This window comes from Ruegeria arenilitoris (genome assembly GCF_013032855.1).
Taxonomy (GTDB): Bacteria; Pseudomonadota; Alphaproteobacteria; order Rhodobacterales; family Rhodobacteraceae; genus Ruegeria; species Ruegeria arenilitoris.
Window position 1 is genome coordinate 525,337 of the sequence record NZ_WQDA01000003.1, and the last position, 22,541, is coordinate 547,877.

The following is a 22,541-nucleotide window of genomic DNA, read 5'->3' on the forward strand; positions in this document are numbered from 1 at the left end:
TGTGATACATTCGGGATTGTGTTGAACGCAAAGGAAGAATTGTAATGGATACAATTTGGCCGACAGATCTGCCAAAATCCAAGGGGCCAAAGTACACTCTGGTCGCCGATACAATTCGAAAAGCCATCGAAAACAAGCAGCTGGAAGTCGGGGTGAAACTTCCTCCGGTGCGGGAGCTGGCATATCGATTGCAAATCACACCAGGAACGGTCGCCCGGGCTTATTCCATTCTGACCGAGGAGGGGTTGCTGCAGGCCGAGGTCGGGCGTGGTACATTCGTGGCACCACCGAAAATGCCATTGCTGGACGATGTCTGGTCACGGCAGCTTCATCTTCGGGACGACAAGTATGACGCCAATGTCAGCCTGTTCAGCCCGCGACTGCCAGATGTCGGGCAGGTGTCCCTGATACGGTCATGCCTTGCCAAGGTGGCGCAGGGGGATCCGAAGATGTTCATGAACTATCCCACCCGTGACGCTTACCTGCCGGTGCGCCAGGCTGTTGTTGATTGGCTCTCCGACTTGCCGCTGGGTGCTTTGAACGCCGATGACATCGTTCTTACGCATGGCGGACAAAGCGGACTGTGCGTCGTGTTTCAGACCGTTCTGCGCGATCCGAAACCCGTTGTTCTGGTCGAAGACCTTTCTTATGCGGGGTTCCGTCGCGCCGGTGAGTTGATGCGCGCCGAAGTTGTCGGTGTGAAAATGGACAAATGGGGTATCAGCCCCGACGCGCTGGACCACATCCTTCGTCAAACTCGTGCGCAGGCGATCTGCGTGTCGCCCGAAGTTCAGAATCCGACCGGTGGCCATTCTCCTCTTGAACGCCGCAACGAGGTGATCGAGATCGCCCGACGCCACGATCTGCAAATCATCGAGGACGATTGCTATCGTATGGGCGAGGCGCGCGCACCCAGTTACAGGGCTCTTGCGCCTGAACGGGGCTGGCACGTGTCGTCGATTTCCAAGACCCTTACGCCGGCGTTGCGCGTGGGGTTCGCCATCGCTCCGCGGGAACGCAGCGGAGACCTGCGCCGATCGGCGGAATACGGGTACTTCGGGTTGGCGCAGCCATTGGCCGAACTGACCCGCTTGCTCCTTAGTCACCCTCAATCCCGGCAAATGGCGCGGGATGTTCGCGCGAAGATGGGTGAGTATGTACGGGTGGCCGTCAATGCACTGGGTGGCTTCAATCTGAACTGGGACGCCGACATTCCCTTTGTCTGGCTAAGCCTGCCCTCCGGCTGGCGTGCTGCAGCCTTCAGCAGAGCCGCCGAGCGGGAGGGCATTCAACTCCGATCGGCAGATGAATTCGCGCTGAGGGATGGACGAGCGCCAAATGCCGTGCGCATTGCCATGAACGGGCATGTCTCGCTGAAGCAGTTCGAATCCGCCATGCTGCGTCTGCGCGCCTTACTGGACAATCCGCCCGAACAAATCAGTGTTTGATTTGGGGTAAATAGATACCTATTTTATAAGCTAATGTTTTATAATAATTAATTGGACGCTACCATTCTTGACGTGCACTTACGGGCCGTCTAAATACCCATCCATCGAATTCGGGCCGGTCCACCTTTGGGGCGGCCTTTCACATCAAACAGGATTGTCCTGACATGAAAACCTTCTCTGCAACTCCTGCAGACATCGACAAGAAGTGGATCCTGATCGACGCCGAGGGCGTTGTTCTGGGCCGTCTTGCCTCGATCGTCGCCATGCGCCTGCGTGGCAAGCACAAGCCGTCGTTCACCCCGAACATGGACATGGGCGACAACGTCATCGTCATCAACGCCGACAAGATCCAGATGACCGGCAAGAAGCGCGACGAGCACTTCTACTGGCACACTGGCCACCCGGGCGGCATCAAGTCGCGCACCAAGCAACAGATCCTGGAAGGCGCGCACCCCGAGCGTGTGGTCTTTCAGGCCGTCAAGCGCATGCTGCCGGGCAACCGTCTGTCGCGTCAGCAGATGACCAATCTGCGCATCTATGCCGGTGCCGAGCACCCGCACGAAGCCCAGGCCCCCGAAGTTCTGGATGTCAAATCCATGAACAAGAAAAACACCCGGAGCTAAAGACCGATGGCTGATCAGATCAATACTCTCGAAGAGCTGAGCGCCGTCGCAGGCGTTGAAACCGTGGCCGAAGAAGTTGTTGTGCGCGAGCCCGTGCGTGACGAACTGGGTCGCTCCTATGCAACCGGCAAGCGTAAAGACGCTGTTGCCCGCGTTTGGATCAAGCCGGGTTCCGGCAAGGTCACCGTGAACGGCAAGGACCAGGACGTGTATTTCGCACGCCCCGTTCTGCAGCTGATCCTGCGCCAGCCGTTCCAGGTTGCCGGTGTCGAAGGTGAATTCGACGTTGTGGCAACCGTCAAGGGCGGTGGCCTGACCGGTCAGGCCGGTGCGGTTAAGCACGGCATCTCGAAAGCGCTGCAGCTGTACGATCCCAGCCTGCGCGGTGCCCTGAAAGCCGCGGGCTTCCTGACCCGCGACAGCCGCGTTGTGGAACGCAAGAAATACGGCAAGCGCAAAGCCCGCCGTTCGTTCCAGTTCTCGAAGCGTTAATCGCTACCGAGTTTTTCAAATGCAAAGGGCTCGCAACCGCGAGCCCTTTTTTCGTTGATTTTCTCCGGCCTTACTCTTCGTAGACCATTTTCCACGCGCCGTTTTCCACCACGTTGACGTAGACCGTATCGGCGCCCTGATGGTCATCGGGGCCAAATGTCATGTGGTTGCCGACCAGTTCATCCTGATAGTCCAGCGTCTCCATTGCCGCGATAAAGCTTTCCTGGGTCAGGTCGGGGCCTGCCGCCTCCAGCGCCTTGACCATCATTTCGGCCGCGGCATAGCCCAGCATCGAAAAGCCCACCGGGTCTTCGCCGGTGGCGGCCTTGTATTCCTCGATGAAGGCCTTGGGGGCCGGTTCATCCGCGCGGGCCCACAAGTCCTGCCACGAGGCGGCGGCGTAGAAGCCGTCGGTCACTCCACCCGGCACCTGTGCCACCACGGTCAGGAAGCTGGCCGAGGTGCCCAGGAATTTCATGTCGGTCAGGCCCATCTTCTTGGCGGTGCCGACCACGGTGATGGCCTGCCGCACGCCCAAGGCGATTGTGACGATGTCGCAGCCTTCTTCCTTCAGCTTGCTGAGCGAGCCCACGAAATCGGTTTCGTCAGGTTTATGAGTGGTTTCCGCGGCAAAGGTAATGCCGGCTTCCTTGGCGCCTTCCTGGCTGCCTTCAAGGATTTCCTTGCCGAAATCGGTGGGCAGATACATCGTGCAGACCTTGTCGCCACCGAATTCCTGCGCCAGATACTTCACGCCCACGCGCGCCTGGTCGTAATAGCTGGAAAACGAGGTAAACTTGTTCTTCATCGGTTCCTGCAGCATCTGCCGCGCGGCCGACAGGGGGGCGACGTTGGGGATGCCTTTGGGATCCAGCAGTTTGAACCCGGCCAGATTCATCGGCGTGCCCAGCGATTGCAACATCGCAAATACCTTGTCGCGGTTCAGCAGCTTGTTGTAGCCCTGCATCGCGCGCGGCATCTGGTATCCGTTGTCCTCGACCACATAGCGGATCATGCGGCCATGCACGCCGCCATTGGCGTTGACCCGGTCAAACACCACGTTCGCGCCCTTGGTGGCAGGAACCCCGACAGCGGCGAAAATGCCGCTGAGGTCATTGACCGACCCGATGACGATTTCGTCGTCGGTCACGCCTTGCGTTTCGGCCCAGCCCATCGAGGCCAGGGCGGATAGGGCGGTTGCCGCCGCCAGCCGTCTGATTGCTTTGGTCATGTGTCTTCCTCCCTTGGGATTGATCCCTGTTCTATTTGTACATGTCTTCAATGAGATGCGCGTGCTTCTTTTCCACCAGGCTGCGTTTCAGTTTCATCGTCGCGGTCAGTTCGTCGTCTTCGGCGGTCAAAAGCACGTCGATCAGGCGGAAATCCTTGATCTGCTCGACCCGCGCGAATTCCTTGTTCACGGCCGCAACCTCGGCACCGATCAGTTCGCGCACCTCGGCCGCAGCGCAGAGCGAGGCGAAGTTCGAGAACGGCACCTTGCGGTCCTGCGCGAACTTCTCGACGTTTTCCTGATCGATCATGATCAGAGCCGTCAGGTACTTGCGGCGGTCGCCGATAATCACCGCGTCCGAGATGTAATGCGAGAACTTCAACCGGCTTTCGATCTCGGCCGGGGTGATGTTCTTGCCGCCGGCAGTGATGATGATGTCCTTGAGGCGGCCGGTGATGGTGACATAGCCGTCCGCGTCCACGTGCCCCATATCGCCGGTGCGCAGCCAGCCGTCGGCGGTAAAGGTCTCGGCGGTTTTGGCATTGTTTCGCCAATAGCCCTGGAACACGTTCAGGCCGCGAATCTGGATTTCGCCCTCGTCCGAGATGCGCAGGTCGATCCCCGGTGCGGGCTTGCCGATGGTGCCGATGCGGTTGGCCTCGGGCGTGTTCAGCGTGGCGATGCCCGAGGTCTCGGTCATACCGAAGCCCTCGACCAGAGGCACGCCGATGGCCCAGTACCATTTCAGCAGCTCGGGCGAGATCGGGGCCGCACCGGACCCGCCGCGCCGAAGCCGGTCCATGCCCAGCATCCGGCGCAGGTTGCGCAGCACCAGCCGGTCCCACAGCCAGAAATTCGCGGCCACCGCCGGCGGCACCGGTTTGCCCTGCAGGATGTAGTCGGCCCGCTTCATCCCGGCCTTCAGCGCCATGCCAAAGGCAGCACGCCCGGCCGGGGTGGCCTCTTGCGCCATGATCAGCACCTGCGAATAGATCTTCTCCCACACGCGCGGCACGGCGGTGAAGGTCGAGGGCGACACTTCCTGCAGGTTGGCAAAGACCGTCTCGGGGCTTTCGGCGAAGTTCACCGTGCATTTCGAAGCCAGCGGGAAATAGATCGACACGTCGCGTTCAAGGATATGACACAGCGGCAAAAAGCAAAGCTGTTCGTCGGTTTCCAGCGCGGGCAAGCAGCGAGCGCCGCATTCGATCGCGGCCATGATGTTTTCGTTGCTCAGCATCGCGCCCTTGGGCATGCCGGTGGTGCCCGAGGTATAGATCAGCAGCGCCGTGTCCTGCGGCGTGGCCAGCGCGATTTCCGCCTCGAACCGGCCCGGTTCTTCGCGCTCGGCCGCGCGGCCGAGGGCGTAAAGATCCTCGATCATCATGCAGCGGGGATGGGCCAGGTCGTGCAAGCCTTCGTCTTCAAGGATGATGACCTTCAACAGGCCGGGCACCTCGTCTTCGATGTCCAGGAATTTGTCCAGCTGCTCTTCGTCTTCGACGATCAGAAAGCGGCTGTCGCTGTCATTGACCAGGTATTTCAGCTGGCTGGCGGAATCGGTGGTGTAGACGCCCGAGGCGATGCCGCCGACGCATTGGATGCCAAGATCGAACCACGCCCATTCCTTGCGGTCCTCGGACAGGATCGAGACGACCTCGCCGCGCTGCAGCCCCAGTTTGCGCAGCGCCAGCCCGATCCACTTGGCGTGCTGCCAGTAGTCGGCCCAGGAATAGGATTTCCAGATGCCCAGATCCTTTTCCCGATGCGCGGTGCGGTCGCCCAGGGCGGCGCAGCGTTTCTGGAACAGCTCGGGGATGGTTACGCAGCCATCGACCCGCACGGGGCGCTGGCCGGGGGTGGCGTTGAACTGGACGCCGTTGATGGTGGTCTGCGGGGGCAGGGTGGTCATGTTCATCCGGCTCACCTCCACGTCTTCTTGCGTTTCCAGCGACGGTTTTCCCGTGCGCCTTCCTCCTGCACGCCCAGATAAAAGTTCTGGATGTCCTCGGACCGCATCAACACGTCGGCGGGGCCGTCCATCACGATGCGCCCGACCTCCATGACATAGCCATGATCGGCCAGTTCCAGCGCGGCGTTGGCGTTCTGCTCGACCAGCATCATGGTCATGTTCTGCTCGTCATTCAGGCGTTTGAGGATGCCGAAGATCTCCTGCACCAGCAGCGGCGACAGGCCCAGCGAGGGTTCGTCCAGCAGCATGATGCGCGGGTTGGCCATCAGACCGCGTCCGATGGCCAGCATCTGCTGCTGCCCGCCCGACAGGGTGCCGGCCTCTTGATTTCGGCGTTCCTTCAGAACCGGGAAGTAGGAAAACACTAACTCGCGGTCGCGCTCGATCTGGGCCTTGTCATGAAGGGTATAGGCCCCCAGGCTGAGGTTCTCGTTCACCGTCAACAGCGGGAACACCTCGCGCCCCTCGGGCACATGCACGATGCCCTTTTGGACGATCTTGTGCGGCTCCAGCCCCTGGATTTCCCCGCCGTCGAAGGTGATCGTGCCCTTTTCCGGGTCCATCACACCCGAGACGGTCTTCATCAGCGTCGTCTTGCCCGCCCCGTTGGCGCCCAGGATCGAGACGATCTGGCCCGGGCGCACGTCCAGCGACACACCGCGGATCGCCATGATCGGGCCATAGAAGCTTTCGATGTTGCGGATGCTCAGGATCGGTGCGCTCATGAGGCTTTCCCCAGATAGGCTTCGACGACGGCGGGGTGCGATTGCACCTGCGCCGGTGTCCCAAGGGCCAGTTTCGCCCCATCGGCCATAGCCAGCACCCGGTCAGACACGCCCGAGACCAGCCCCATGTCATGTTCGACCATCAGCACCGTGATCCCCATCTGCCGCCGGATGTCGTCGATCCACCAGCGCATGTCGGTTGTTTCCTCGACCGACAGCCCCGAAGCCGGTTCATCCAGCAGCAGCAGCTTGGGGTCGGTGGCCAGCGCACGCGCGACCTCGACAACCTTGCGGACGCCGTAGGGAAGCCCGGCGATCATCTTGTCTCGATAGGCCTGCAGATCGAGGAAATCGATGATCTCTTCGACCTTCTCGCGGTTCTCCAGCTCTTGCCGGCGGGCCGAGGGGGTAAAGAACACCTCGGACAGCAGATTGGTCCGCCGGTGGCGGTGCCGCCCGACCAGCAGGTTCTGCAACACGGTTGCATGTTCGAACAGCTCGATGTTCTGGAAGGTCCGCGCAACTCCATAGGCGGCCACACCCGAGGGCTTGACCTGAAGCAGATCGTGCCCGTCGAACCGGATCTGGCCCGCGTATGGGTCGTAGAAACGCGAGATCAGGTTGAACACCGTGGATTTGCCCGCCCCGTTCGGGCCGACGATGGCAAAGACCTCGCCTTCTTCGACCGAAAAGGACAGATCGTTCACCGCCGTCAGGCCACCGAATTTCAGAGTGACGTTCTCGAATTCCAGCAGGCTCATCTCAGGCGCTCCGTCTTGAGATAGGATTTCTGCCGCTTGAACATGTCCTTGCGGTAGAAGGGGAACAGCTCGAACCAGGTGCGGATTTTCAGCCATCGGCCGTAGATGCCCATCGGCTCGAACAGGATAAACCCGATCAGGATCATGCCGAAGATGCCGAATTCCAGCCCCGGAATGGCGACGGTTCCGCCGCCGAACAGGGCGCCTGCATATTCCTTGGCGATCGACAGGAACTGCGGCAGAAACCCGATGACGATGGCGCCCAGAAACGCGCCGTGGATCGAACCCAGCCCGCCGATCACGATCATCATCAGCAGCTGGATCGAAATCACCACGCTGAAGGTTTCGTTGTTGAAGGCCCCGGCATAGAGGCCCATCAGCGCCCCTGCCCATCCGGTCACGGCGCAGGACAGGGCAAAGGACACGGTCTTGGCGCGCGCGATGTCGATGCCCATCGCCTGCGCGGACACTTCCGAGTCGCGCACCGCGATGAAGCTGCGCCCCAGCGGCGTACGCAGAAGGTTGATATAGCCCAGCGTGACCAGAACCGTGACGACCAGCACCAGCCAGTAGAACTGCTCGGGCGTGCCCCAGCGATCGACCAGATGGCCGAAAATCTCGACCCCGCCCATGTACTTGCCCGCCACGCCGCCGGTGATCGGTTCCGCCAGAACGATGAGGTCGTCCATCAGGATCGACAGGGCCAGGGTGAAGATCGCCAGATAGATTCCGTGTAGCCGCAGGGCAGGGATGGCGACCGTGACCCCGGCGATACCGGTCAGGATGCCGGCCAGCGGAAAGGCCACCAGAAACGGCACGCCTGACTCGATCAGGATCACGTTGGCATAGCAGCCAAAGGCCAGAAACGCCGCGTGGCCCAGGCTGGCCTGGCCGGTATGCCCGGTCAGGATCATCAGACCCAGCCCGGCGATGGCCCAGATCAGAACGTTCGTCAGCTCTCCCAGATAGAACGCGTCCAGCCACCACGGCGCGGCAAAGACCACCGTCAGCAGGATCAGGTAGAGTGACAACTGGTATCCGTCCTTCCACGGGCGGATGTCCTGCATGTAGTCGGTTTTGAAAACGATCCTCATGCGCTCAGACCTTCTTGACCCGGACCTGGCTGAACAGGCCGTGCGGACGGAAGATCAGCACCGCCAGCAACAGCGCATAGGGCGCGATCTGGCTGTAGCCCGCAGCGATGTAGCGGCTGGCGAAGGGTTCGATCACGCCGACGATCAGACCGCCCGCCAAGGCTCCGGGCAGGCTGCCAAACCCGCCGATGACCGCGGCCGCAAACGCCTTGATTCCCAGCAGCCCGGTGGTCGGATCGACCGAACCCTTGGCGGCGAACAGGATGCCCGCGATCCCGGCCACGACGCCGGCCAGACCCCAGATGAAACCCTGAACACGCTTGACCGGTACCCCCATGTAATAGGCCGCCAACTGGTTCTGCGAAGCGCCCTGCATCGCCAGCCCCAGCTTGGTCTTGCTGAAGAACACATAGAGCCCCCAGGTCAGCAGCACGGTCACGACGATGACCGCCACGTCCTCCATCCCCAGAACCAGGCCGCCAAAGCGGACCTCCTTGCCGGCAAGCGGGTTTTCCAGCGTCTGCGGCTCGTGACCCCAGATCAGCCCGGCGACAAAGCGGATCACGAAGCCCAAGGCGATGGTCAGGATGACCACGGCGGTCTGGCTTTCCCCGAACAGGCGGCGGATGATCAGCCTGTCCAGCAGGTACCCCAGCGCGCCCATGATCCCCAGCGAGATGGGCAGGGCCAGCCAGAAGGGCAGGCCCATATATTCGGTATTGGTCAGCCCGATGGTGACGAAGGCGCCCAGCATCATGAAATCGCCCTGGGCAAAGTTCACGGCCTCGGTCGCCTTGTAGATCAAAACGAAGCCAAGCGCGATCAGGCCGTAGACACAGCCATTCGCCAGCCCGCTGATCAGCAGCTGTGCGTTGTCCAAATTCTCCTCCCCATGCCGGTTTGCCCGGCGTCCTGACGCCCCGGATCTCCTCCAATCACCGGGGCGCCTGTTCTACTATGGCGTGATTATTACCTTACCGTCACTCTTTTTCAGTGCAACTGCCAGATCGGAAACGATTTTGTTCAGCGGGACATGCGCCGAGACATCCGTTTTCCACCGTCCGTCCGCAAAGCGGGCCTGCACCTCGGCAATCGCGCGCATCTGCTCTTCGGGCGGAGTGGACATCATCCATTTGGTCAGCCAGAAGCCCTCGATCCGTTTGCTCATAAAGATCAGCTGGCCCATCTGGGTCAGCTTCGGGGGCTCGCTGCTGAGTTTGCCATAAGACACCCAGCGCGCGCCGTTGGGCATGGCGCAGAAGACCTGCTCGGACAGCTGATCCGAGACCGCATCCAAAAACACCCGCGGCTTGAGCTGTGCGCTGATGGCAGCAAACTTGGAGACGGCATCGTCTTCGGTGGTTACGATGATCTCGGCCGCTCCGTGGCTTTTGAGCAGTCCGACCGTTTCAGGGCGCCGCACCATCGCAATCGGCTTCAGGCCAAGGTCTCGGCCCAGCCCGCACATCAGCTTGCCCAACTGGCTGGTGGCCGCGGAAACGACAAAGGCCTCACCTTCGGACCGCGCGATCTCAACCATTGCCATCGCGGTCAGCGGATTGACGATCTGTGCGGCACCGTCATCGTCCGATATCTCGGGCCGTAAAGGAATGCACATCTGCGCCTGTGTCAGGGCATACTCGGCCCATGCGCCGGACCCGGAGGCGACGAAGGCGACCCTTTGCCCCTTCAGCGCTTCGGCGCCCGCGCCGGTGGCGACGACGTCCCCGCACCCTTCGAAACCGGCCGGGGCACCTTTGACCCGCGGCTGACCGTACTCACCTTTGATGAAATGGAGGTCTGAGGGGTTCACCGATGCGGTGCGCAATTTGATCAGCACCTGGCCAGGGCCAGGCGTGGGCACCGGGATCTCGGCATTCTCAACCCAGTCGGCGGCGTCCTCGATCGCCGGGCCCGTGGCGGTACCCGAGTATCCGTCAAATTTCTGGATCACGGCAAACATGGATTTGGGGAGGTCAGTCATTCTTTTTCCTTTGTTTCCGACATTTTCAAGCAAACGGGTCGATCCGAGTGTGCGCCCCGGGGCAGGGCGCACCGATGCCGACAATAGGTCGTCCCGACTTGATGCGACTGGTTGAGCCAAGCCAAACAAATGGCACCGGGCACGTCAATCGACCACAGGGTTAACGTTGGGGAATTGGGAAGCCGGTGCAGGTGTGACAAGGCCGGACAATTGCCGGCCTTGTCGAATGATCTTATTGCGTCAACAGGTTGCGCAGTTCCTGGATCTTGAGCGCAGCCGTTTCCGGCGCTTCCTTGATGCCATCGAGGATCTTGATCACCTGGTCCTGGATTTCCTGGCTCAGCTGGCTGTTTTTCACGGATTCAACCATCGCGTCATAGTCGAACTGCTCGGCCGACAGCATGCCTTCGTCAACCCAGGTATTCAGCAACTCCTGCCCTTGGGCAGTGAGTGCTGCAACCTGATCGCCTGCCTGGTTGGCCAGATCCGTCGCAGCATCGCCGGCCTGGTTTGCCAGATCCGTGGCTGTCTGACCGGCTTGCTCGGCGGCTTCACCGGCCTGTTCGACGGCGGCCGAGGCTGCGTCACCCGCTTGCTGCGTGGCCGTCGACAAAGCCTCGCTGGCAGCTTCCTGGGCTGCGGTTGCGGCCTCGCCAACGGCCTCGCCGGCTTCTTTGGCGGCAGACTGCAGTTTCTCGGCCGGGGTGGGCTCGGGCTGATTCAGGTAGAAATAGGCGCCGGCACCCAATCCGGCGATGATAATCAGGATGATAATGCGGGACATTGGGGTCTCCTTTTCGGATGTGTGCCGCTGATGTGGGGAGAAACTACCTGAGATCAAAGGGGAAATCCCAAAGATTCGGCGCATGTTCGGGGTTTGGGCCACTCGGCGCTGATCAGTCAGACGATCGGCGGCAACAACACGCCACCGGCGAAAATACACGGTTGCAACCATCAGGCGAACAAGAAAGGGGGGCGTCATTGGGAAGTAGTGGCGGAGAGACAGGGATTCGAACCCTGGGTGGGCTTGCACCCACAACGGTTTTCGAGACCGCCCCGTTCGACCACTCCGGCACCTCTCCGCGGGGGTCTGTGAGGGGGGGATTTAGTTGTGATCGCCGAGGGGTGCAAGCAGAAAATTCCCGAATTCGCCAAACCGCGGATTTTCCATTGCCAGTCCGACGAAATCTCCTAGGCTGACATGTATGAGACATCTTCTGCACCGCATTTCGCTTCTGCTCATCCTGCCCGTGTTCGCGTTCGCTCTGACGGCTCAAAACGCCTTGTCCGCCAGCCGGGATCGGATTGAGGCTTTTCTGACGACGACGGGTTTTGACGTGGCGCTGGAAAGCATCGCATTGGCCTCGGCTTCGGCGCCTCAGATGCTGGGGATCGACCCCGAGGGTTTTGGCTCGCAATGGACGCGTCTGACGGAAGAGGTGTTCGACACCGACGACATGCATGAAACAGCGGTTGCGATTCTCGAACAGACGCTGAGCGACGAGGCCCTGAACCACGCGGTCGAGTTTTATGCCTCGGATCTGGGACAACGGCTTGTCGAGGCGGAAAATGCCTCGCACCTTGTCGAGGATGACGAAGCCAAGCAACTTGAGGGGCAGGAGATCATATCCGATCTGGTCAAGTCCGGTTCGAGCCGCATCGAAAGCCTGAAGCGGATGAACAGCGCCATCGATGCCAGCGAAACCTCGTTGCGGGCGCTGCAGGAGATCCAGCTGCGGTTCCTGCTGGCCGCCAGCGCCGCCGGAGTGATCGACCTGCAGTTGGACGCGGACGGGCTGCGCCAGATGATGAAGCTGAACGAACCCGAGATGCGGCAGTCATTGCAACTGTCCGCCTTGGCCAATGCGGCCTACACCTATCAGGATTTCTCTGACGCGGATGTCGACGCCTATACCAAAGCGCTGGAACAGCCGCTGATGCAGGAAGTCTACGAGCTGTTGAACGCAATCCAGTACGAGATCATGGCCATGCGGTTTGAAGTGCTGGCGGCGCGCATGGCCGAACTGCGTCCGGCTCAGGACATCTGATGCGGCTGTTTCTGGCTCTGTGGCTGGTTTTGGCCGGTTGGGCCAGTGCGGTCACGGCGGACCAGGTCGACCGTCTGACCAAGGCAATGCATTTGTCCGACGTGATGCAGATTCTGCGTGATGAGGGTGTCGCGCAGGGGCGCGAACTGGACAAAAGCCTGCTGGACGGTGAGGGCGGATCGTTTTTCGAGGCCCAGGTTGAAGACTTGTACGACAAGGCGTGGATGCAGGCCAAGATTTATGACGCGCTGGCTGGCGGTATGTCCGAAGGGCAACTGGAGCAGGCTGCGCTGTTTTTCGAAAGCGATCTGGGCCGCGCCGTCGTGTCTCTGGAAAACTCGGCCCGTCGAACTTTTTCCGACGAAGCCATCGAAGAGATGGCCATGGCCGCCTATCGGGAGGCCGATCGTGATGCGGCCTATTTTCGTCTGATCGATGAGTATGTCGAGATCAACGACCTTGTTGATCGGAACGTGCGCGGAGCGTTGCAGGCCGATTACAATTTCTTCCGTGGGTTGGCGGACGGGCAGGGCATCACGGGCGACGACGGCGAAATGTTGGCCCAATTGCTGGCGCAGGGAGCGCAGTCCGAGCACCAAACCCGCGAGTGGCTGTACTCGTTCCTGCTGTTTGCGTACCAACCGCTCAGCGAGGCCCAGCTGCGCGAGAATATCGCCTTTTCACGTACCGAGGCAGGGCAGGCCTTGAACAACGCCTTGTTCGCTGGTCTGGACACCATGTTCAACGAGTTGTCATACCAGCTGGGCGTGACGGTGGCGCAGGTTCTGCAAGCGTCGGATCTTTAGGCCGGTTTGCTGTTGACTTTGCCGTGTGATCCGTGGATAAGCGCGCATCCCGGCCGGAACCTCCGCGCCGGGTATCGTTATTGTTGGCCTGACGGGTGCGCCCTGACGGTCGTTCATCCGCCCGAAAAGGGCGCGCTGTTCGAGGTGGCCTTGGCCGAAACACCCGTCTGACGGGGACCACAGAACGCGGTAGAAAAAGGAAAGACGCATGTTTGCAGTCCTCAAGACTGGCGGCAAGCAGTACAAGGTTCAGGCGGGCGACGTGCTCCGCGTTGAAAAACTGGCTGCCGACGCAGGTGAAAAAGTCCAATTCAACGACGTTCTGATGCTGGGTGGCGATGCCCCCGTTGTCGGCGCGCCGTTCATCGATGGCGCGGCCGTTCAGGCGGAAGTGATCGAACAGATCAAGGGTGACAAGGTCATCAAATTCGTCAAGCGCCGCCGCAAGCACAGCTCGAAGCGCACCGTTGGCCACCGTCAGAAGCTGACCCTGGTCAAGATCACCGACATCCTGCCCTCGGGCGCGGACAAGTCGGGCGTCAAGGCCGCAACCGGTTCGGCTCCGGCAGGTGAAGTTGCGAAAGCAGCGAAACCCGCCAAGAAAGCCGCTGCCAAGGCAGAAGCCCCGGCCGCTGCTGCCGCCGCCGACGATCTGACCAAGATCACCGGTGTTGGCCCCGCAGCTGCCAAGAAACTGGCCGAAGCCGGTATCGAAAGCTTTGCCGCTCTGGCCGCCTTGTCGGACGAGCAGATTGCTGCTATCGAGACGGTCAAAGTGAAACCCGAATGGGTTGAGCAGGCCAAAGAGCTGGCCAAAGGCTAAGGAGAGAGAGAATGGCACATAAAAAAGCTGGCGGTTCCTCCCGTAACGGCCGCGACTCAGCGGGTCGTCGCCTTGGCGTGAAACTGTATGGTGGCCAGGCCGCCGTTGCAGGCAACATCATCGTGCGTCAGCGCGGCACCAAGTTCTGGCCGGGCGAAGGCGTGGGCATGGGCAAGGATCACACCATCTTTGCAACTGTCGATGGCGCCGTGAAGTTCCACAAGGGACTCAAAAACCGCACCTTCATTTCGGTCCTGCCAGTGGCGGAGGCCGCAGAGTAAGCCGAAACCCAGAAGGTTTAAGAAAAATTCATGGGGGACCGGCACAAAGTGCCGGTCCCCTTTCTCGTTTTGACGCAGATTTGATCGAAAGCCCCGATGCCCGTTGCAACCACCAGTTTCCTGATCTTTGCCGCCAGCCAGGTCGGCACGCCGGGACCGGCCAACATGGTCCTGTTGGGAACGGGTGCGCGCTATGGGTTCCGCGCGGCACTGCCTTTCGTGGCAGGCGTGGTTCTGGGCAAGCAGCTGATCATCTGGCCGCTGGGCTTTGGCCTTCTGCAACTGGCAGAACAGGCCCCGACAGTGTTTGCGGTTCTGAAATATGCTTCGGCGGCCTATATTTGCTGGCTTGCGTGGAAAATCGCCAACCTGCGCCTGTCCCATCAGGACGCGGGCGAGTCGGTTCCGGGTTTCTGGGCCGGGCTGGTGGTGCATCCGCTGAACCCCAAGGCCTGGGCGATGATCATCGCGGGTTTCACCGGGTTCGTCGCGGCGGGAACGTCGGTGCTGAGTGCGACGCTCACGATCGCGCTCGTTTTGTTGACCTGCCAGTTGGTCCTGCACCCGATCTGGACCTTTGCGGGCGATAGAATTGCACGCGTGGTTGCGGGACGGCCGGCGGAAAAATATCTGATGTGGACTCTCGCGGGTCTGACTGTTGCATCCGTACTTTTCGTGTTGTTCGGAGGAGGAACACACCAATGAAACTTGAGGCAATCATAAATCAGCCGGTCATTGAAACCGAGCGGTTCGACCTGCGCCCGCTGCGCCGGTCGGACATGGGCCTGATCGAGCACTACGCCGGGGACGAGCGCGTGGCGCGCATGACCACGTCGATCCCGCACCCCTTGCCGCCCGGTTCGATCGAGGCTTTCGTGACCCGCGCCATGGCCGAGGACCGGGACGAGGACGTCTGGGCGATGGACGCCATCAAGGATGGCGGGCCCGAGTTGATCGGGGTGATCTCGCTCAAGCGGCTGGATCGCAACCAGTCCGAAGTGGGCTATTGGGTCGCGCCCTTGTATTGGAACACGGGCATCGCCTCGCTGGCGGTGGAAACGCTGGTTCAGGCGAATCCGTTGGAAAACGCCACGATGTTTGCCAGCGTGTTTCAGGACAATCCCGCCTCGGCACGGGTTCTGACCCATTGCGGGTTCCAGTATCTTGGCGATGCCGAAAGCTTTTCGGTGCCGCGCGACGCAAATGTGCCCACCTGGACGTACAGCAAAAAACTCTGACTTGTGGCCGATGGGGCCTTTGCAGTAGGGGACTGACATGAAATTTCTCGATCTTGCAAAGGTCTACATCCGGTCCGGGGCCGGCGGTAGCGGGTGCGTCAGCTTCCGACGCGAAAAGTACATCGAATACGGCGGCCCCGATGGCGGGGACGGCGGCAAGGGCGGGTCCGTCTGGGCCGAGGTCGTGGACGGACTGAACACCCTGATCGACTTCCGCTTTCAGCAGCATTTCTTTGCCAAGAACGGACAGCCCGGCCGGGGCCAGCAGCGCACCGGCAAGGATGGCGACGACATCATTCTGCGCGTGCCCGTCGGAACCGAGATCCTGGACGAGGATCAGGAGACGGTGATCGCCGACCTGACCGAAGTGGGGCAACGTGTCCTGCTGGCGCGGGGTGGCAATGGCGGTTTCGGCAACCTGCATTTCAAATCGGCCACAAACCAGGCGCCGCGCCGGGCCAATCCGGGGCAGCCGGGCGTGGACCGTACGATCTGGCTGCGTCTGAAATTGATTGCCGATGTGGGTCTGCTGGGCCTGCCGAATGCGGGCAAGTCGACCTTTCTGGCCGCCACCTCGAACGCTCGGCCCAAGATCGCCGATTATCCCTTTACCACGCTGTATCCTAATCTGGGCGTCGTCGGTGTGGACAACGTGGAATTCGTTGTGGCCGACATTCCCGGCCTGATCGAAGGCGCGCATGAAGGCCGCGGCATCGGCGACCGTTTTCTGGGCCATGTCGAACGCTGCGCGGTGTTGCTGCATCTGGTCGACGGCACGTCCGAGACCATCGCGCAGGATTATCACACCATCATCCACGAGCTTGAGGCCTATGGCGGCGCGCTGGCTGACAAGCCCCGGATCACCGTGTTGAACAAGATTGACGCGCTGGACGAAGAACAGCTCGAACTGGCCAAGGCCGAGTTGAAAGAGGCCGTGAGCGGCGCTGTCATGACCATGTCGGGCGTCGCCCGGCAGGGCGTGACCGAAGTTTTGCGGGCCCTGCGCGCCCAGATCGACGAAAACCGCCTGCGTCAGAAACCCACTGAGGAGCGCGAGACGTGGCAGCCCTGACCGACGCAAAGCGCCTGGTGGTCAAGATCGGCTCGGCGTTGCTGGTCGATCGTGCGACCGGCAAGCTGCGTTCGGAGTGGTTGCATTCGCTGGCGCAGGACGTGGCGTGGCTCAAGGGGCAGGGGGCCGATGTGGTTCTGGTCTCGTCCGGTTCGATCGCGCTGGGGCGCGGCGTTCTGGGTCTGCCCGCAACCGCGCTGTCGCTGGAGCAGTCCCAGGCCGCTGCCGCCGTCGGTCAGATCCGGCTGGCGCGGGCCTATGAAGAGGCGTTGGCACCGCACGACATCACCACGGCGCAGGTTCTGGTGACGCTTGAAGACAGCGAGAACCGCCGCCGGTACCTGAACTCGCGCGCGACGCTGGAAACTCTGCTGGGGTTGGGTGTCGTGCCCATCGTGAACGAGAACGATACGGTGGCCACGGATGAAATCCGGTACGGCGACAATGATCGCCTGGCCGCGCAGATCGCCGTGACCGTCGGTGCGGACCAATTGATTCTGCTGTCCGATGTCGATGGGTTCTACACTGGCAACCCTGCCGAGGACCCGTCCGCCACCCGGTTTGACGTGATCGACGCGATCACGCCCGAGATCGAGGCGATGGCCGGTGACGCCGGTTCGGGGCTGTCCAAGGGCGGCATGAAGACCAAGCTGATGGCCGCGCAGATGGCGACGGCGGCGGGCTGCGACATGGCGATTACGGAAGGATCGCCTTTGAACCCGCTAAAATTGCTGAACAATGGCGCGAACAGCACTTGGTTCAAGGCCAAGCTGGACCCGCATGCGGCGCGCAAACGCTGGATCTCGGCGATGAAGCCGCGGGGCGAGATCACGGTCGATGCAGGGGCCGCGCGGGCGCTGGAAAATGGCAAAAGCCTGTTGCCGGCCGGCATCGTCGAAGTGACGGGCGATTTCGGACGGGGCGACCCGGTGGCGATCAAGGATCACGAAGGCCGGCGTCTGGGATTGGGCCTCAGCCGCTATACCGCGCATGAGGCCGATGCCATCAAGGGGCGCAAATCCTCCGAGATCGAGGACGCACTCGGCTATCCCGGCCGCGCTGTGATGATCCACCGCGACGATCTGGCTTTGTAGCTGCGAAAACTGATAGATTTGGCTGGTCCGACGACCGGAAAGGCAGATGACATGAAGGACTTTGACAGCATTCCCGCCCTGATGGCCGATCTTGGCAAGCGCGCCAAGGATGCGTCTCGGGATCTGGCTTTCGCCTCGGCCGAGCGCAAACACGCCGCGTTGATCGCCGCGGCCGACGCCGTGTGGAAGAACCGCGCACAGATCATCGAGGCCAACAAGAAAGACCTGGACTATGGCCGCGACAAGGGTCTGAGCCCGGCCATGATGGACCGGTTGATGCTGGACGAGGCGCGCATTCAGGGCATGGTCGACGGGTTGCGCACCGTGGCCGAACAGACCGATCCGGTGGGTGAGGTTCTGGCCGAATGGGATATGCCTTCGGGGCTGAACATCCGCCGCGTACGCACCCCGCTGGGCGTGATCGGCGTGATCTATGAAAGCCGCCCGAACGTGACCGCTGATGCCGGGGCGCTTTGCCTCAAGTCGGGGAACGCCGTGATCCTGCGCGGCGGATCCGAGAGCTTTCATTCTTCAACCGCGATCCACGCTTGCCTGGTCGAGGGTCTGAAGGCCGCAAACCTGCCCGAGGATGCGATCCAGCTGGTCCCGACCCGTGATCGGGCGGCGGTGCAGGAATTGCTGACCATGACCGACTATGTCGACGTCATCGTGCCGCGTGGTGGCAAGGGGCTGGTCGGGTTGGTCCAGCGCGAGGCGCGGGTGCCGGTCTTTGCCCATCTTGAAGGGATCGTGCACATCTACATCGACAAGGCTGCGGATCCGCAGAAAACGCTGGACGTGGTGCTGAACGCAAAGACGCGCCGCACTGGCATCTGCGGGGCGGCCGAATGCCTGCTGGTGCATCAGGATATCGCGGAAACGCTGGGGCGCGACGTGATCGCGGCGCTGCTGGCCGCTGGCGTCGAGGTCCACGCCGCGGGTGCGCTGGCCATCGACGGCACCGTGCCGGCCACCGATGCCGACTGGGGCAAGGAGTTTCTGGACAGCATCATCGCCGCAAAACCGGTGACCGATATCGACGAAGCAATCGCGCATATCCGGCAATACGGATCGAACCATACCGATTGCATCATGACCGAGGATCAGTCCGCCGCCGACCGCTTCTTTGAACGGCTCGACAGTGCGATCCTGATGCACAACGCCTCGACCCAATTTGCCGACGGGGGTGAGTTCGGAATGGGCGCCGAGATCGGAATCGCCACGGGCAAGATGCACGCGCGCGGCCCGGTGGGGGCGGCGCAGCTGACCAGCTTCAAATACCTGGTGCGCGGCAACGGCACGACGCGCGCCTGAGGCGCTGCGTCAGAACCGCAGCACCACGCGGGTTGCGCCCGTCTCGGCCGAAACCCGGCGGCCCTGAGCGGCCGCCGTCTGCGGCAGCAGGGCGAACTGCACCTGCGCCGGCGTGACCTTGTTGGCGAATGTGCCGGTTGGGAGGCCTTTCCACAGGTCGGGATCGACATTCATGCGGTCGGCCGTACCAGTGACCGTCCATTTGTCGCCCACGCTGTCGATCTTTACCTCGCCGCCCATCGGCATGGCGCTTTCGCAGCACATGATGGCCAGAAAGGCCAGTTTGATCTGATTGCGCGGCATCGCCTCGGTGACGTTCCAATGCACCCGGACACGGCCCGCGTGGTTGACATCGCGCAGCAGGTCCGTCACTTCGCTGCGGCCCAGCGGCTGATCGCTGGCCGCGCCAAAGGCCACGCGAAAGAACCGAATCCGCGCCCCGGCGCTGCCGACGCTGCCGGTGATCAGTTCCATCTCGGGGCCCTGGGTGCCGCCAACCATCTCCAACAGTTCCAGCCCATTGGTGATCGCGCCGATCGGGCTGATCAAATCGTGGCAGATCCGAGAGCCGATCAACTCGGCCAGGTTGACGTTGGTGTCGCCCATGCGTACCTCCTGTGGTATCCCCCATGCCCGACCCGGAGCCGTCGCATGACAGATCTGAATGCCATTCTTGCACCGGGCATGTTTGTCCGCCACCCAGATTTCCCTGACTGGGGCGTTGGACAGGTCCAGTCCAACATCGGGGGCAAGATCACCGTGAACTTTCGCGACCAGGGCAAAGTGGTGATTGACGGAACACGCATCGCCTTGATGCCGGTTCTTGATCCATGAAACTGGTTTAGGAAAGGTTAACGGGGCTCGCCACCCGGTTCGTGTTGCCATTCGCCGCGCAGCTGCGGTATCAGCGCTGGGATCGCAACAAGACGACGACCATTCCACATGCCGGATACGGGCCCTTCATTCACTGTCAAACTTGCCGAAACCGACGAGGAACTGCGCGCGGCGCAGCGGCTGCGTTATGACGTCTTCGTGCGTGAATTGGGCGGTGGCGGAGAGATGGTCGATCATGCAGAGGGCCTGGAACGCGACCAGTTCGACCCGTATTTTGATCACATGCTGGCCTATGACGACGTCACCGGAGAAGTGGTCGGAGTCTACCGCCTGTTGCCGGGTGACCGCGTAGCTGAAGTCGGACGGTTCTACTCTGAGGATGAATACGACCTTACCGTTCTGAAAAACAGCGGCCGCAAATTGCTGGAACTCGGCCGGTCCTGCCTGCATCCGGACTATCGCGGCGGAACCGCAATGTATCATTTGTGGAATGGCCTCGCGAAATATGTGTCCGAACGGGAGATCGAGGTTCTGTTCGGCGTTGCCAGTTTTCACGGCACAGACGTCAAGCACCTTGCCCAGCCTATGTCGATGCTGCATCACAACCACCTGGCTCCACCCGAACTGCGGGTGCGTGCGCAGCCGGATGTTTATCAGAACATGAACCTGGTTCCGAAAGATGCGCTGGATCGACGGAGTGCGATGTTGCAGGTTCCGGCCTTGATCAAGGCCTATCTTCGATTGGGCGGGTTTGTGGGCGAGGGGGCATTCATCGACCATGCATTCAACACCACCGACGTTTGCCTGATCCTCGACACCACTCGGATGAACGAAAGACAGAGACGCATCTATGGCGGAGCGTGACGTGCTAAACGGTGCTGTCTGGCACAGCTCGGACGACCCGGACCCGGTTGAGTTGGGCGTGTGGGGTTGGATTTTGGTGATCCTCCGGGGGCTTCCTCTGGCTGTGCTGGTGTTCGGTGGTCTGATCGTTCTTTTGCTTGTGCGCCTGGTCGAAAGACCCATCTTTGGCCTGCGTCGACCAGTAACGCCCTTCATTGCCCAATTCGTGTGTCGCAATGCGTTTCGAATTCTTGGGATCGGATTTTCAAGCTCGGGTGAGCTGATGCAGCATCGCGGAGCCGTCGTGGCCAACCACACGTCTTGGCTGGACATCTTCGCGCTCAACGCCCGCAAGCGTGTATACTTCGTGTCCAAGGCCGAGGTGGCGAATTGGCCCGGCATTGGTTGGCTGGCCCGGGCCACCGGAACCGTGTTCATCGAACGCAATCCCAAGAAAGCGCGCGAGCAGACCAGATTGTTCGAGGACCGTCTGAAGGTCGGGCACAAGCTGTTGTTTTTTCCAGAGGGCACATCGACGGACGGACTGCGAGTTTTGCCATTTAAAACAACGCTTTTTGCGGCATTCTTTGCAGATGAACTGCGTGATTTCATGTATGTTCAACCGGTTTCGGTTGTCTACCACGCGCCCGATGGGCAGCCGGACCGGTTCTATGGCTGGTGGGGGGACATGGATTTTGCCCCGCATCTTCTGAAGACGCTGGGCGCGCGGCGGCAGGGGCGGGTCGAATTGATTTATCATTCTCCGGCGCGGGTCAGCGATTTCGACAACCGCAAGGCTTTGGCCGCGCATTGCGAGCAGGCCGTTCGCCACGGGCATGCCTTGGCGCGGCCAGAAAAATAGGGGTAAAAGCCCCTTGCACCATCAGTCAACCTGCCGTATACGCGCGGCATTCAAATCCGCAGGCGGGGTTTGGTCGTTTTGAGGGAGACATCCTCATCAAGGCCGCCGGTTGGAGCAAACGCTTCTTTCACCCCCGCCAAGGCGAAAACCGGAAAAGGAAAAAATAGCATGGCTCTTCCCGAGTTCACCATGCGTCAGCTGCTGGAAGCTGGCGTTCACTTTGGTCACCAAACACAGCGTTGGAACCCCCGCATGGCGCCGTTCATCTATGGCGCGCGCAACGGCATCCACATCATGGACCTGACCCAGACCGTTCCGATGCTGGACCAGGCGCTGCAGGCGGTGCGTGATACCGTCGCCAAAGGTGGCCGCGTTCTGTTTGTCGGCACCAAGCGTCAGGCAGCACAGCCGATCGCCGAAGCCGCTGAAAAGTCGGCCCAGTATTACATGAACCACCGCTGGCTGGGCGGCACGCTGACCAACTGGAAAACCGTTTCCCAGTCGATCAACCGTCTGAACCAGATCGACGAAGCCATGGAATCGGGCGCTGAAGGCCTGACGAAGAAAGAGCGTCTGGGCATGGAGCGTGACCAGGCCAAGCTGCAGGCTTCGCTGGGCGGCATCCGCGAGATGGGCGGCGTTCCTGACCTGCTGTTCGTCATCGACGTCAAGAAAGAAGCCCTGGCCATCGCCGAAGCCAACAAGCTGGGTATCCCGGTTGTGGCTGTCGTCGACACCAACTGCTCGCCGGATGGTGTGGACTACATCATCCCCGGCAACGACGATGCTGCCCGTGCAATCGCACTGTATTGCGACCTGGCCGCACGTGCTGCGCTGGACGGCATGACCGCACAGCTGGGCGCCGCCGGCGTCGACCTAGGCGAGTTCGAAGAAGCACCGGTTGAAGAAGCCGTTGCAGAAGAAGCCGAAGCGTCGGCCGAAGCGTAAGCTGCCCGTCACGTAAATGACATATGGGGCAGGGTAGACCTGCCCCAA

25 protein-coding genes and 1 tRNA gene are annotated in these 22,541 nt (G+C 61.3%); 16 read left to right on the forward strand and 10 right to left on the reverse strand.

Annotated elements, in window-relative coordinates; all coding sequences use genetic code 11:
* Positions 1 to 44: 44 nt before the first annotated feature.
* The 3 genes from GOW72_RS12750 to rpsI all read left to right on the forward strand — a co-directional run bounded on the left by GOW72_RS12750 (position 45) and on the right by rpsI (position 2,563).
* Positions 45 to 1,448, forward strand: a complete 1,404-nt coding sequence (locus tag GOW72_RS12750; protein ID WP_170339228.1) for an aminotransferase-like domain-containing protein — start codon at positions 45 to 47, stop codon at positions 1,446 to 1,448.
* A gap of 164 nt (positions 1,449 to 1,612) precedes the next feature.
* On the forward strand, positions 1,613 to 2,071 hold the full coding sequence (gene rplM, locus GOW72_RS12755) for a 50S ribosomal protein L13 (protein WP_170339225.1): 459 nt from the start codon (positions 1,613 to 1,615) through the stop codon (positions 2,069 to 2,071).
* A gap of 6 nt (positions 2,072 to 2,077) precedes the next feature.
* Complete coding sequence (gene rpsI, locus GOW72_RS12760; RefSeq protein ID WP_005983014.1) at positions 2,078 to 2,563, forward strand: 30S ribosomal protein S9; 486 nt, start codon at positions 2,078 to 2,080, stop codon at positions 2,561 to 2,563.
* A gap of 70 nt (positions 2,564 to 2,633) precedes the next feature.
* On the opposite strand, the gene GOW72_RS12765 is transcribed toward rpsI, so the two are convergent.
* The 9 genes from GOW72_RS12765 to GOW72_RS12805 form a co-directional block, all read right to left on the reverse strand.
* Positions 2,634 to 3,794, reverse strand: a complete 1,161-nt coding sequence (locus GOW72_RS12765; protein ID WP_170367091.1) for an ABC transporter substrate-binding protein — start codon at positions 3,792 to 3,794, stop codon at positions 2,634 to 2,636.
* A 31-nt stretch (positions 3,795 to 3,825) separates the two neighbouring features.
* Positions 3,826 to 5,712 (reverse strand): AMP-dependent synthetase/ligase, encoded by a 1,887-nt coding sequence (locus GOW72_RS12770; RefSeq protein WP_170367092.1) that lies wholly within the window; start codon positions 5,710 to 5,712, stop codon positions 3,826 to 3,828.
* Positions 5,713 to 5,717: 5 nt separating this feature from the next.
* The gene (locus tag GOW72_RS12775) at positions 5,718 to 6,491 is read right to left on the reverse strand and encodes an ABC transporter ATP-binding protein (RefSeq protein ID WP_170367093.1); all 774 of its coding nucleotides are present in this window, start codon (positions 6,489 to 6,491) and stop codon (positions 5,718 to 5,720) included.
* Positions 6,488 to 7,252 (reverse strand): ABC transporter ATP-binding protein, encoded by a 765-nt coding sequence (locus GOW72_RS12780; protein ID WP_149775121.1) that lies wholly within the window; start codon positions 7,250 to 7,252, stop codon positions 6,488 to 6,490. Before GOW72_RS12780 ends, GOW72_RS12775 begins: the two co-directional genes overlap by 4 nt.
* The gene (locus GOW72_RS12785) at positions 7,249 to 8,346 is read right to left on the reverse strand and encodes a branched-chain amino acid ABC transporter permease (protein WP_170367094.1); all 1,098 of its coding nucleotides are present in this window, start codon (positions 8,344 to 8,346) and stop codon (positions 7,249 to 7,251) included. The genes GOW72_RS12780 and GOW72_RS12785 overlap by 4 nt, the downstream gene beginning before the upstream one ends.
* A 4-nt stretch (positions 8,347 to 8,350) precedes the next feature.
* Positions 8,351 to 9,226, reverse strand: a complete 876-nt coding sequence (locus GOW72_RS12790) for a branched-chain amino acid ABC transporter permease (protein WP_005983028.1) — start codon at positions 9,224 to 9,226, stop codon at positions 8,351 to 8,353.
* Between the two features lie 75 nt (positions 9,227 to 9,301).
* Entirely contained in the window at positions 9,302 to 10,330 is a 1,029-nt protein-coding gene (locus tag GOW72_RS12795; RefSeq protein ID WP_170367095.1) for a zinc-binding dehydrogenase, read from the reverse strand.
* A gap of 232 nt (positions 10,331 to 10,562) precedes the next feature.
* Positions 10,563 to 11,114 carry a hypothetical protein gene (locus tag GOW72_RS12800; RefSeq protein ID WP_093962956.1) on the reverse strand — a complete coding sequence of 184 codons (552 nt, stop codon included), beginning with the start codon at positions 11,112 to 11,114 and terminating at the stop codon, positions 10,563 to 10,565.
* Positions 11,115 to 11,322: 208 nt separating this feature from the next.
* Positions 11,323 to 11,412, reverse strand: a tRNA-Ser gene (locus GOW72_RS12805).
* A 123-nt stretch (positions 11,413 to 11,535) separates the two neighbouring features.
* Between GOW72_RS12805 and GOW72_RS12810 the strand changes: the two genes are divergently transcribed.
* The 9 genes from GOW72_RS12810 (at position 11,536) to GOW72_RS12850 (ending at position 19,006) form a co-directional block, all read left to right on the forward strand.
* Positions 11,536 to 12,378 carry a DUF2059 domain-containing protein gene (locus GOW72_RS12810; protein WP_170357817.1) on the forward strand — a complete coding sequence of 281 codons (843 nt, stop codon included), beginning with the start codon at positions 11,536 to 11,538 and terminating at the stop codon, positions 12,376 to 12,378.
* Complete coding sequence (locus GOW72_RS12815) at positions 12,378 to 13,184, forward strand: DUF2059 domain-containing protein (RefSeq protein ID WP_170367096.1); 807 nt, start codon at positions 12,378 to 12,380, stop codon at positions 13,182 to 13,184. The genes GOW72_RS12810 and GOW72_RS12815 overlap by 1 nt, the downstream gene beginning before the upstream one ends.
* Before the next feature lie 208 nt (positions 13,185 to 13,392).
* The gene (locus tag GOW72_RS12820) at positions 13,393 to 14,007 is read left to right on the forward strand and encodes a 50S ribosomal protein L21 (protein ID WP_170367097.1); all 615 of its coding nucleotides are present in this window, start codon (positions 13,393 to 13,395) and stop codon (positions 14,005 to 14,007) included.
* A gap of 11 nt (positions 14,008 to 14,018) precedes the next feature.
* The gene (gene rpmA / locus GOW72_RS12825; protein ID WP_005983052.1) at positions 14,019 to 14,288 is read left to right on the forward strand and encodes a 50S ribosomal protein L27; all 270 of its coding nucleotides are present in this window, start codon (positions 14,019 to 14,021) and stop codon (positions 14,286 to 14,288) included.
* Positions 14,289 to 14,384: 96 nt separating this feature from the next.
* Positions 14,385 to 14,993, forward strand: a complete 609-nt coding sequence (locus GOW72_RS12830) for a LysE family translocator (protein WP_170367098.1) — start codon at positions 14,385 to 14,387, stop codon at positions 14,991 to 14,993.
* A complete protein-coding gene (locus tag GOW72_RS12835; RefSeq protein WP_170367099.1) occupies positions 14,990 to 15,526 on the forward strand; it encodes a GNAT family N-acetyltransferase in 537 nt (178 codons plus the stop codon). Before GOW72_RS12830 ends, GOW72_RS12835 begins: the two co-directional genes overlap by 4 nt.
* 37 nt (positions 15,527 to 15,563) lie before the next feature.
* On the forward strand, positions 15,564 to 16,598 hold the full coding sequence (gene obgE / locus GOW72_RS12840) for a GTPase ObgE (protein ID WP_170367100.1): 1,035 nt from the start codon (positions 15,564 to 15,566) through the stop codon (positions 16,596 to 16,598).
* Complete coding sequence (gene proB / locus GOW72_RS12845; RefSeq protein ID WP_170357823.1) at positions 16,586 to 17,692, forward strand: glutamate 5-kinase; 1,107 nt, start codon at positions 16,586 to 16,588, stop codon at positions 17,690 to 17,692. Before obgE ends, proB begins: the two co-directional genes overlap by 13 nt.
* A 51-nt stretch (positions 17,693 to 17,743) precedes the next feature.
* Positions 17,744 to 19,006, forward strand: coding sequence for a glutamate-5-semialdehyde dehydrogenase (locus GOW72_RS12850; RefSeq protein WP_170367101.1), 1,263 nt, complete (start codon positions 17,744 to 17,746; stop codon positions 19,004 to 19,006).
* 9 nt (positions 19,007 to 19,015) lie between these two features.
* On the opposite strand, the gene GOW72_RS12855 is transcribed toward GOW72_RS12850, so the two are convergent.
* Positions 19,016 to 19,612, reverse strand: a complete 597-nt coding sequence (locus GOW72_RS12855; RefSeq protein WP_170367102.1) for a histidine phosphotransferase family protein — start codon at positions 19,610 to 19,612, stop codon at positions 19,016 to 19,018.
* A gap of 45 nt (positions 19,613 to 19,657) precedes the next feature.
* On the opposite strand from GOW72_RS12855, the gene GOW72_RS12860 reads away from it, so the two are divergent.
* From GOW72_RS12860 to rpsB, 4 genes are all read left to right on the forward strand, one after another.
* Positions 19,658 to 19,840 (forward strand): DUF3553 domain-containing protein, encoded by a 183-nt coding sequence (locus GOW72_RS12860; RefSeq protein ID WP_170339192.1) that lies wholly within the window; start codon positions 19,658 to 19,660, stop codon positions 19,838 to 19,840.
* 108 nt (positions 19,841 to 19,948) lie between these two features.
* Positions 19,949 to 20,704 (forward strand): L-ornithine N(alpha)-acyltransferase, encoded by a 756-nt coding sequence (gene olsB, locus GOW72_RS12865; protein ID WP_170339190.1) that lies wholly within the window; start codon positions 19,949 to 19,951, stop codon positions 20,702 to 20,704.
* Positions 20,691 to 21,545, forward strand: a complete 855-nt coding sequence (gene olsA / locus GOW72_RS12870) for a lyso-ornithine lipid O-acyltransferase (protein WP_170367103.1) — start codon at positions 20,691 to 20,693, stop codon at positions 21,543 to 21,545. Before olsB ends, olsA begins: the two co-directional genes overlap by 14 nt.
* A gap of 168 nt (positions 21,546 to 21,713) precedes the next feature.
* Complete coding sequence (gene rpsB / locus GOW72_RS12875) at positions 21,714 to 22,493, forward strand: 30S ribosomal protein S2 (protein ID WP_093962056.1); 780 nt, start codon at positions 21,714 to 21,716, stop codon at positions 22,491 to 22,493.
* The last annotated feature ends 48 nt before the right edge of the window (positions 22,494 to 22,541 follow it).

Bases quoted from the DNA above. Each gene is read 5' to 3' on its own strand.
- GOW72_RS12775 (WP_170367093.1), bottom strand. From the start codon at position 6,491: ATGAGCGCACCGATCCTGAGCATCCGCAACATCGAAAGCTTCTATGGC.
- GOW72_RS12835 (WP_170367099.1), top strand. From the start codon at position 14,990: ATGAAACTTGAGGCAATCATAAATCAGCCGGTCATTGAAACCGAGCGG.
- olsB (WP_170339190.1), top strand. From the start codon at position 19,949: ATGCCGGATACGGGCCCTTCATTCACTGTCAAACTTGCCGAAACCGAC.
- GOW72_RS12750 (WP_170339228.1), top strand. From the start codon at position 45: ATGGATACAATTTGGCCGACAGATCTGCCAAAATCCAAGGGGCCAAAG.
- rpsB (WP_093962056.1), top strand. From the start codon at position 21,714: ATGGCTCTTCCCGAGTTCACCATGCGTCAGCTGCTGGAAGCTGGCGTT.
- olsA (WP_170367103.1), top strand. From the start codon at position 20,691: ATGGCGGAGCGTGACGTGCTAAACGGTGCTGTCTGGCACAGCTCGGAC.
- GOW72_RS12855 (WP_170367102.1), bottom strand. From the start codon at position 19,612: ATGGGCGACACCAACGTCAACCTGGCCGAGTTGATCGGCTCTCGGATC.
- GOW72_RS12780 (WP_149775121.1), bottom strand. From the start codon at position 7,252: ATGAGCCTGCTGGAATTCGAGAACGTCACTCTGAAATTCGGTGGCCTG.
- GOW72_RS12850 (WP_170367101.1), top strand. From the start codon at position 17,744: ATGAAGGACTTTGACAGCATTCCCGCCCTGATGGCCGATCTTGGCAAG.
- GOW72_RS12785 (WP_170367094.1), bottom strand. From the start codon at position 8,346: ATGAGGATCGTTTTCAAAACCGACTACATGCAGGACATCCGCCCGTGG.
- GOW72_RS12830 (WP_170367098.1), top strand. From the start codon at position 14,385: ATGCCCGTTGCAACCACCAGTTTCCTGATCTTTGCCGCCAGCCAGGTC.
- GOW72_RS12860 (WP_170339192.1), top strand. From the start codon at position 19,658: ATGACAGATCTGAATGCCATTCTTGCACCGGGCATGTTTGTCCGCCAC.
- GOW72_RS12795 (WP_170367095.1), bottom strand. From the start codon at position 10,330: ATGACTGACCTCCCCAAATCCATGTTTGCCGTGATCCAGAAATTTGAC.
- GOW72_RS12810 (WP_170357817.1), top strand. From the start codon at position 11,536: ATGAGACATCTTCTGCACCGCATTTCGCTTCTGCTCATCCTGCCCGTG.
- obgE (WP_170367100.1), top strand. From the start codon at position 15,564: ATGAAATTTCTCGATCTTGCAAAGGTCTACATCCGGTCCGGGGCCGGC.
- rplM (WP_170339225.1), top strand. From the start codon at position 1,613: ATGAAAACCTTCTCTGCAACTCCTGCAGACATCGACAAGAAGTGGATC.
- rpsI (WP_005983014.1), top strand. From the start codon at position 2,078: ATGGCTGATCAGATCAATACTCTCGAAGAGCTGAGCGCCGTCGCAGGC.
- GOW72_RS12770 (WP_170367092.1), bottom strand. From the start codon at position 5,712: ATGAACATGACCACCCTGCCCCCGCAGACCACCATCAACGGCGTCCAG.
- rpmA (WP_005983052.1), top strand. From the start codon at position 14,019: ATGGCACATAAAAAAGCTGGCGGTTCCTCCCGTAACGGCCGCGACTCA.
- GOW72_RS12765 (WP_170367091.1), bottom strand. From the start codon at position 3,794: ATGACCAAAGCAATCAGACGGCTGGCGGCGGCAACCGCCCTATCCGCC.
- GOW72_RS12800 (WP_093962956.1), bottom strand. From the start codon at position 11,114: ATGTCCCGCATTATCATCCTGATTATCATCGCCGGATTGGGTGCCGGC.
- GOW72_RS12820 (WP_170367097.1), top strand. From the start codon at position 13,393: ATGTTTGCAGTCCTCAAGACTGGCGGCAAGCAGTACAAGGTTCAGGCG.
- GOW72_RS12815 (WP_170367096.1), top strand. From the start codon at position 12,378: ATGCGGCTGTTTCTGGCTCTGTGGCTGGTTTTGGCCGGTTGGGCCAGT.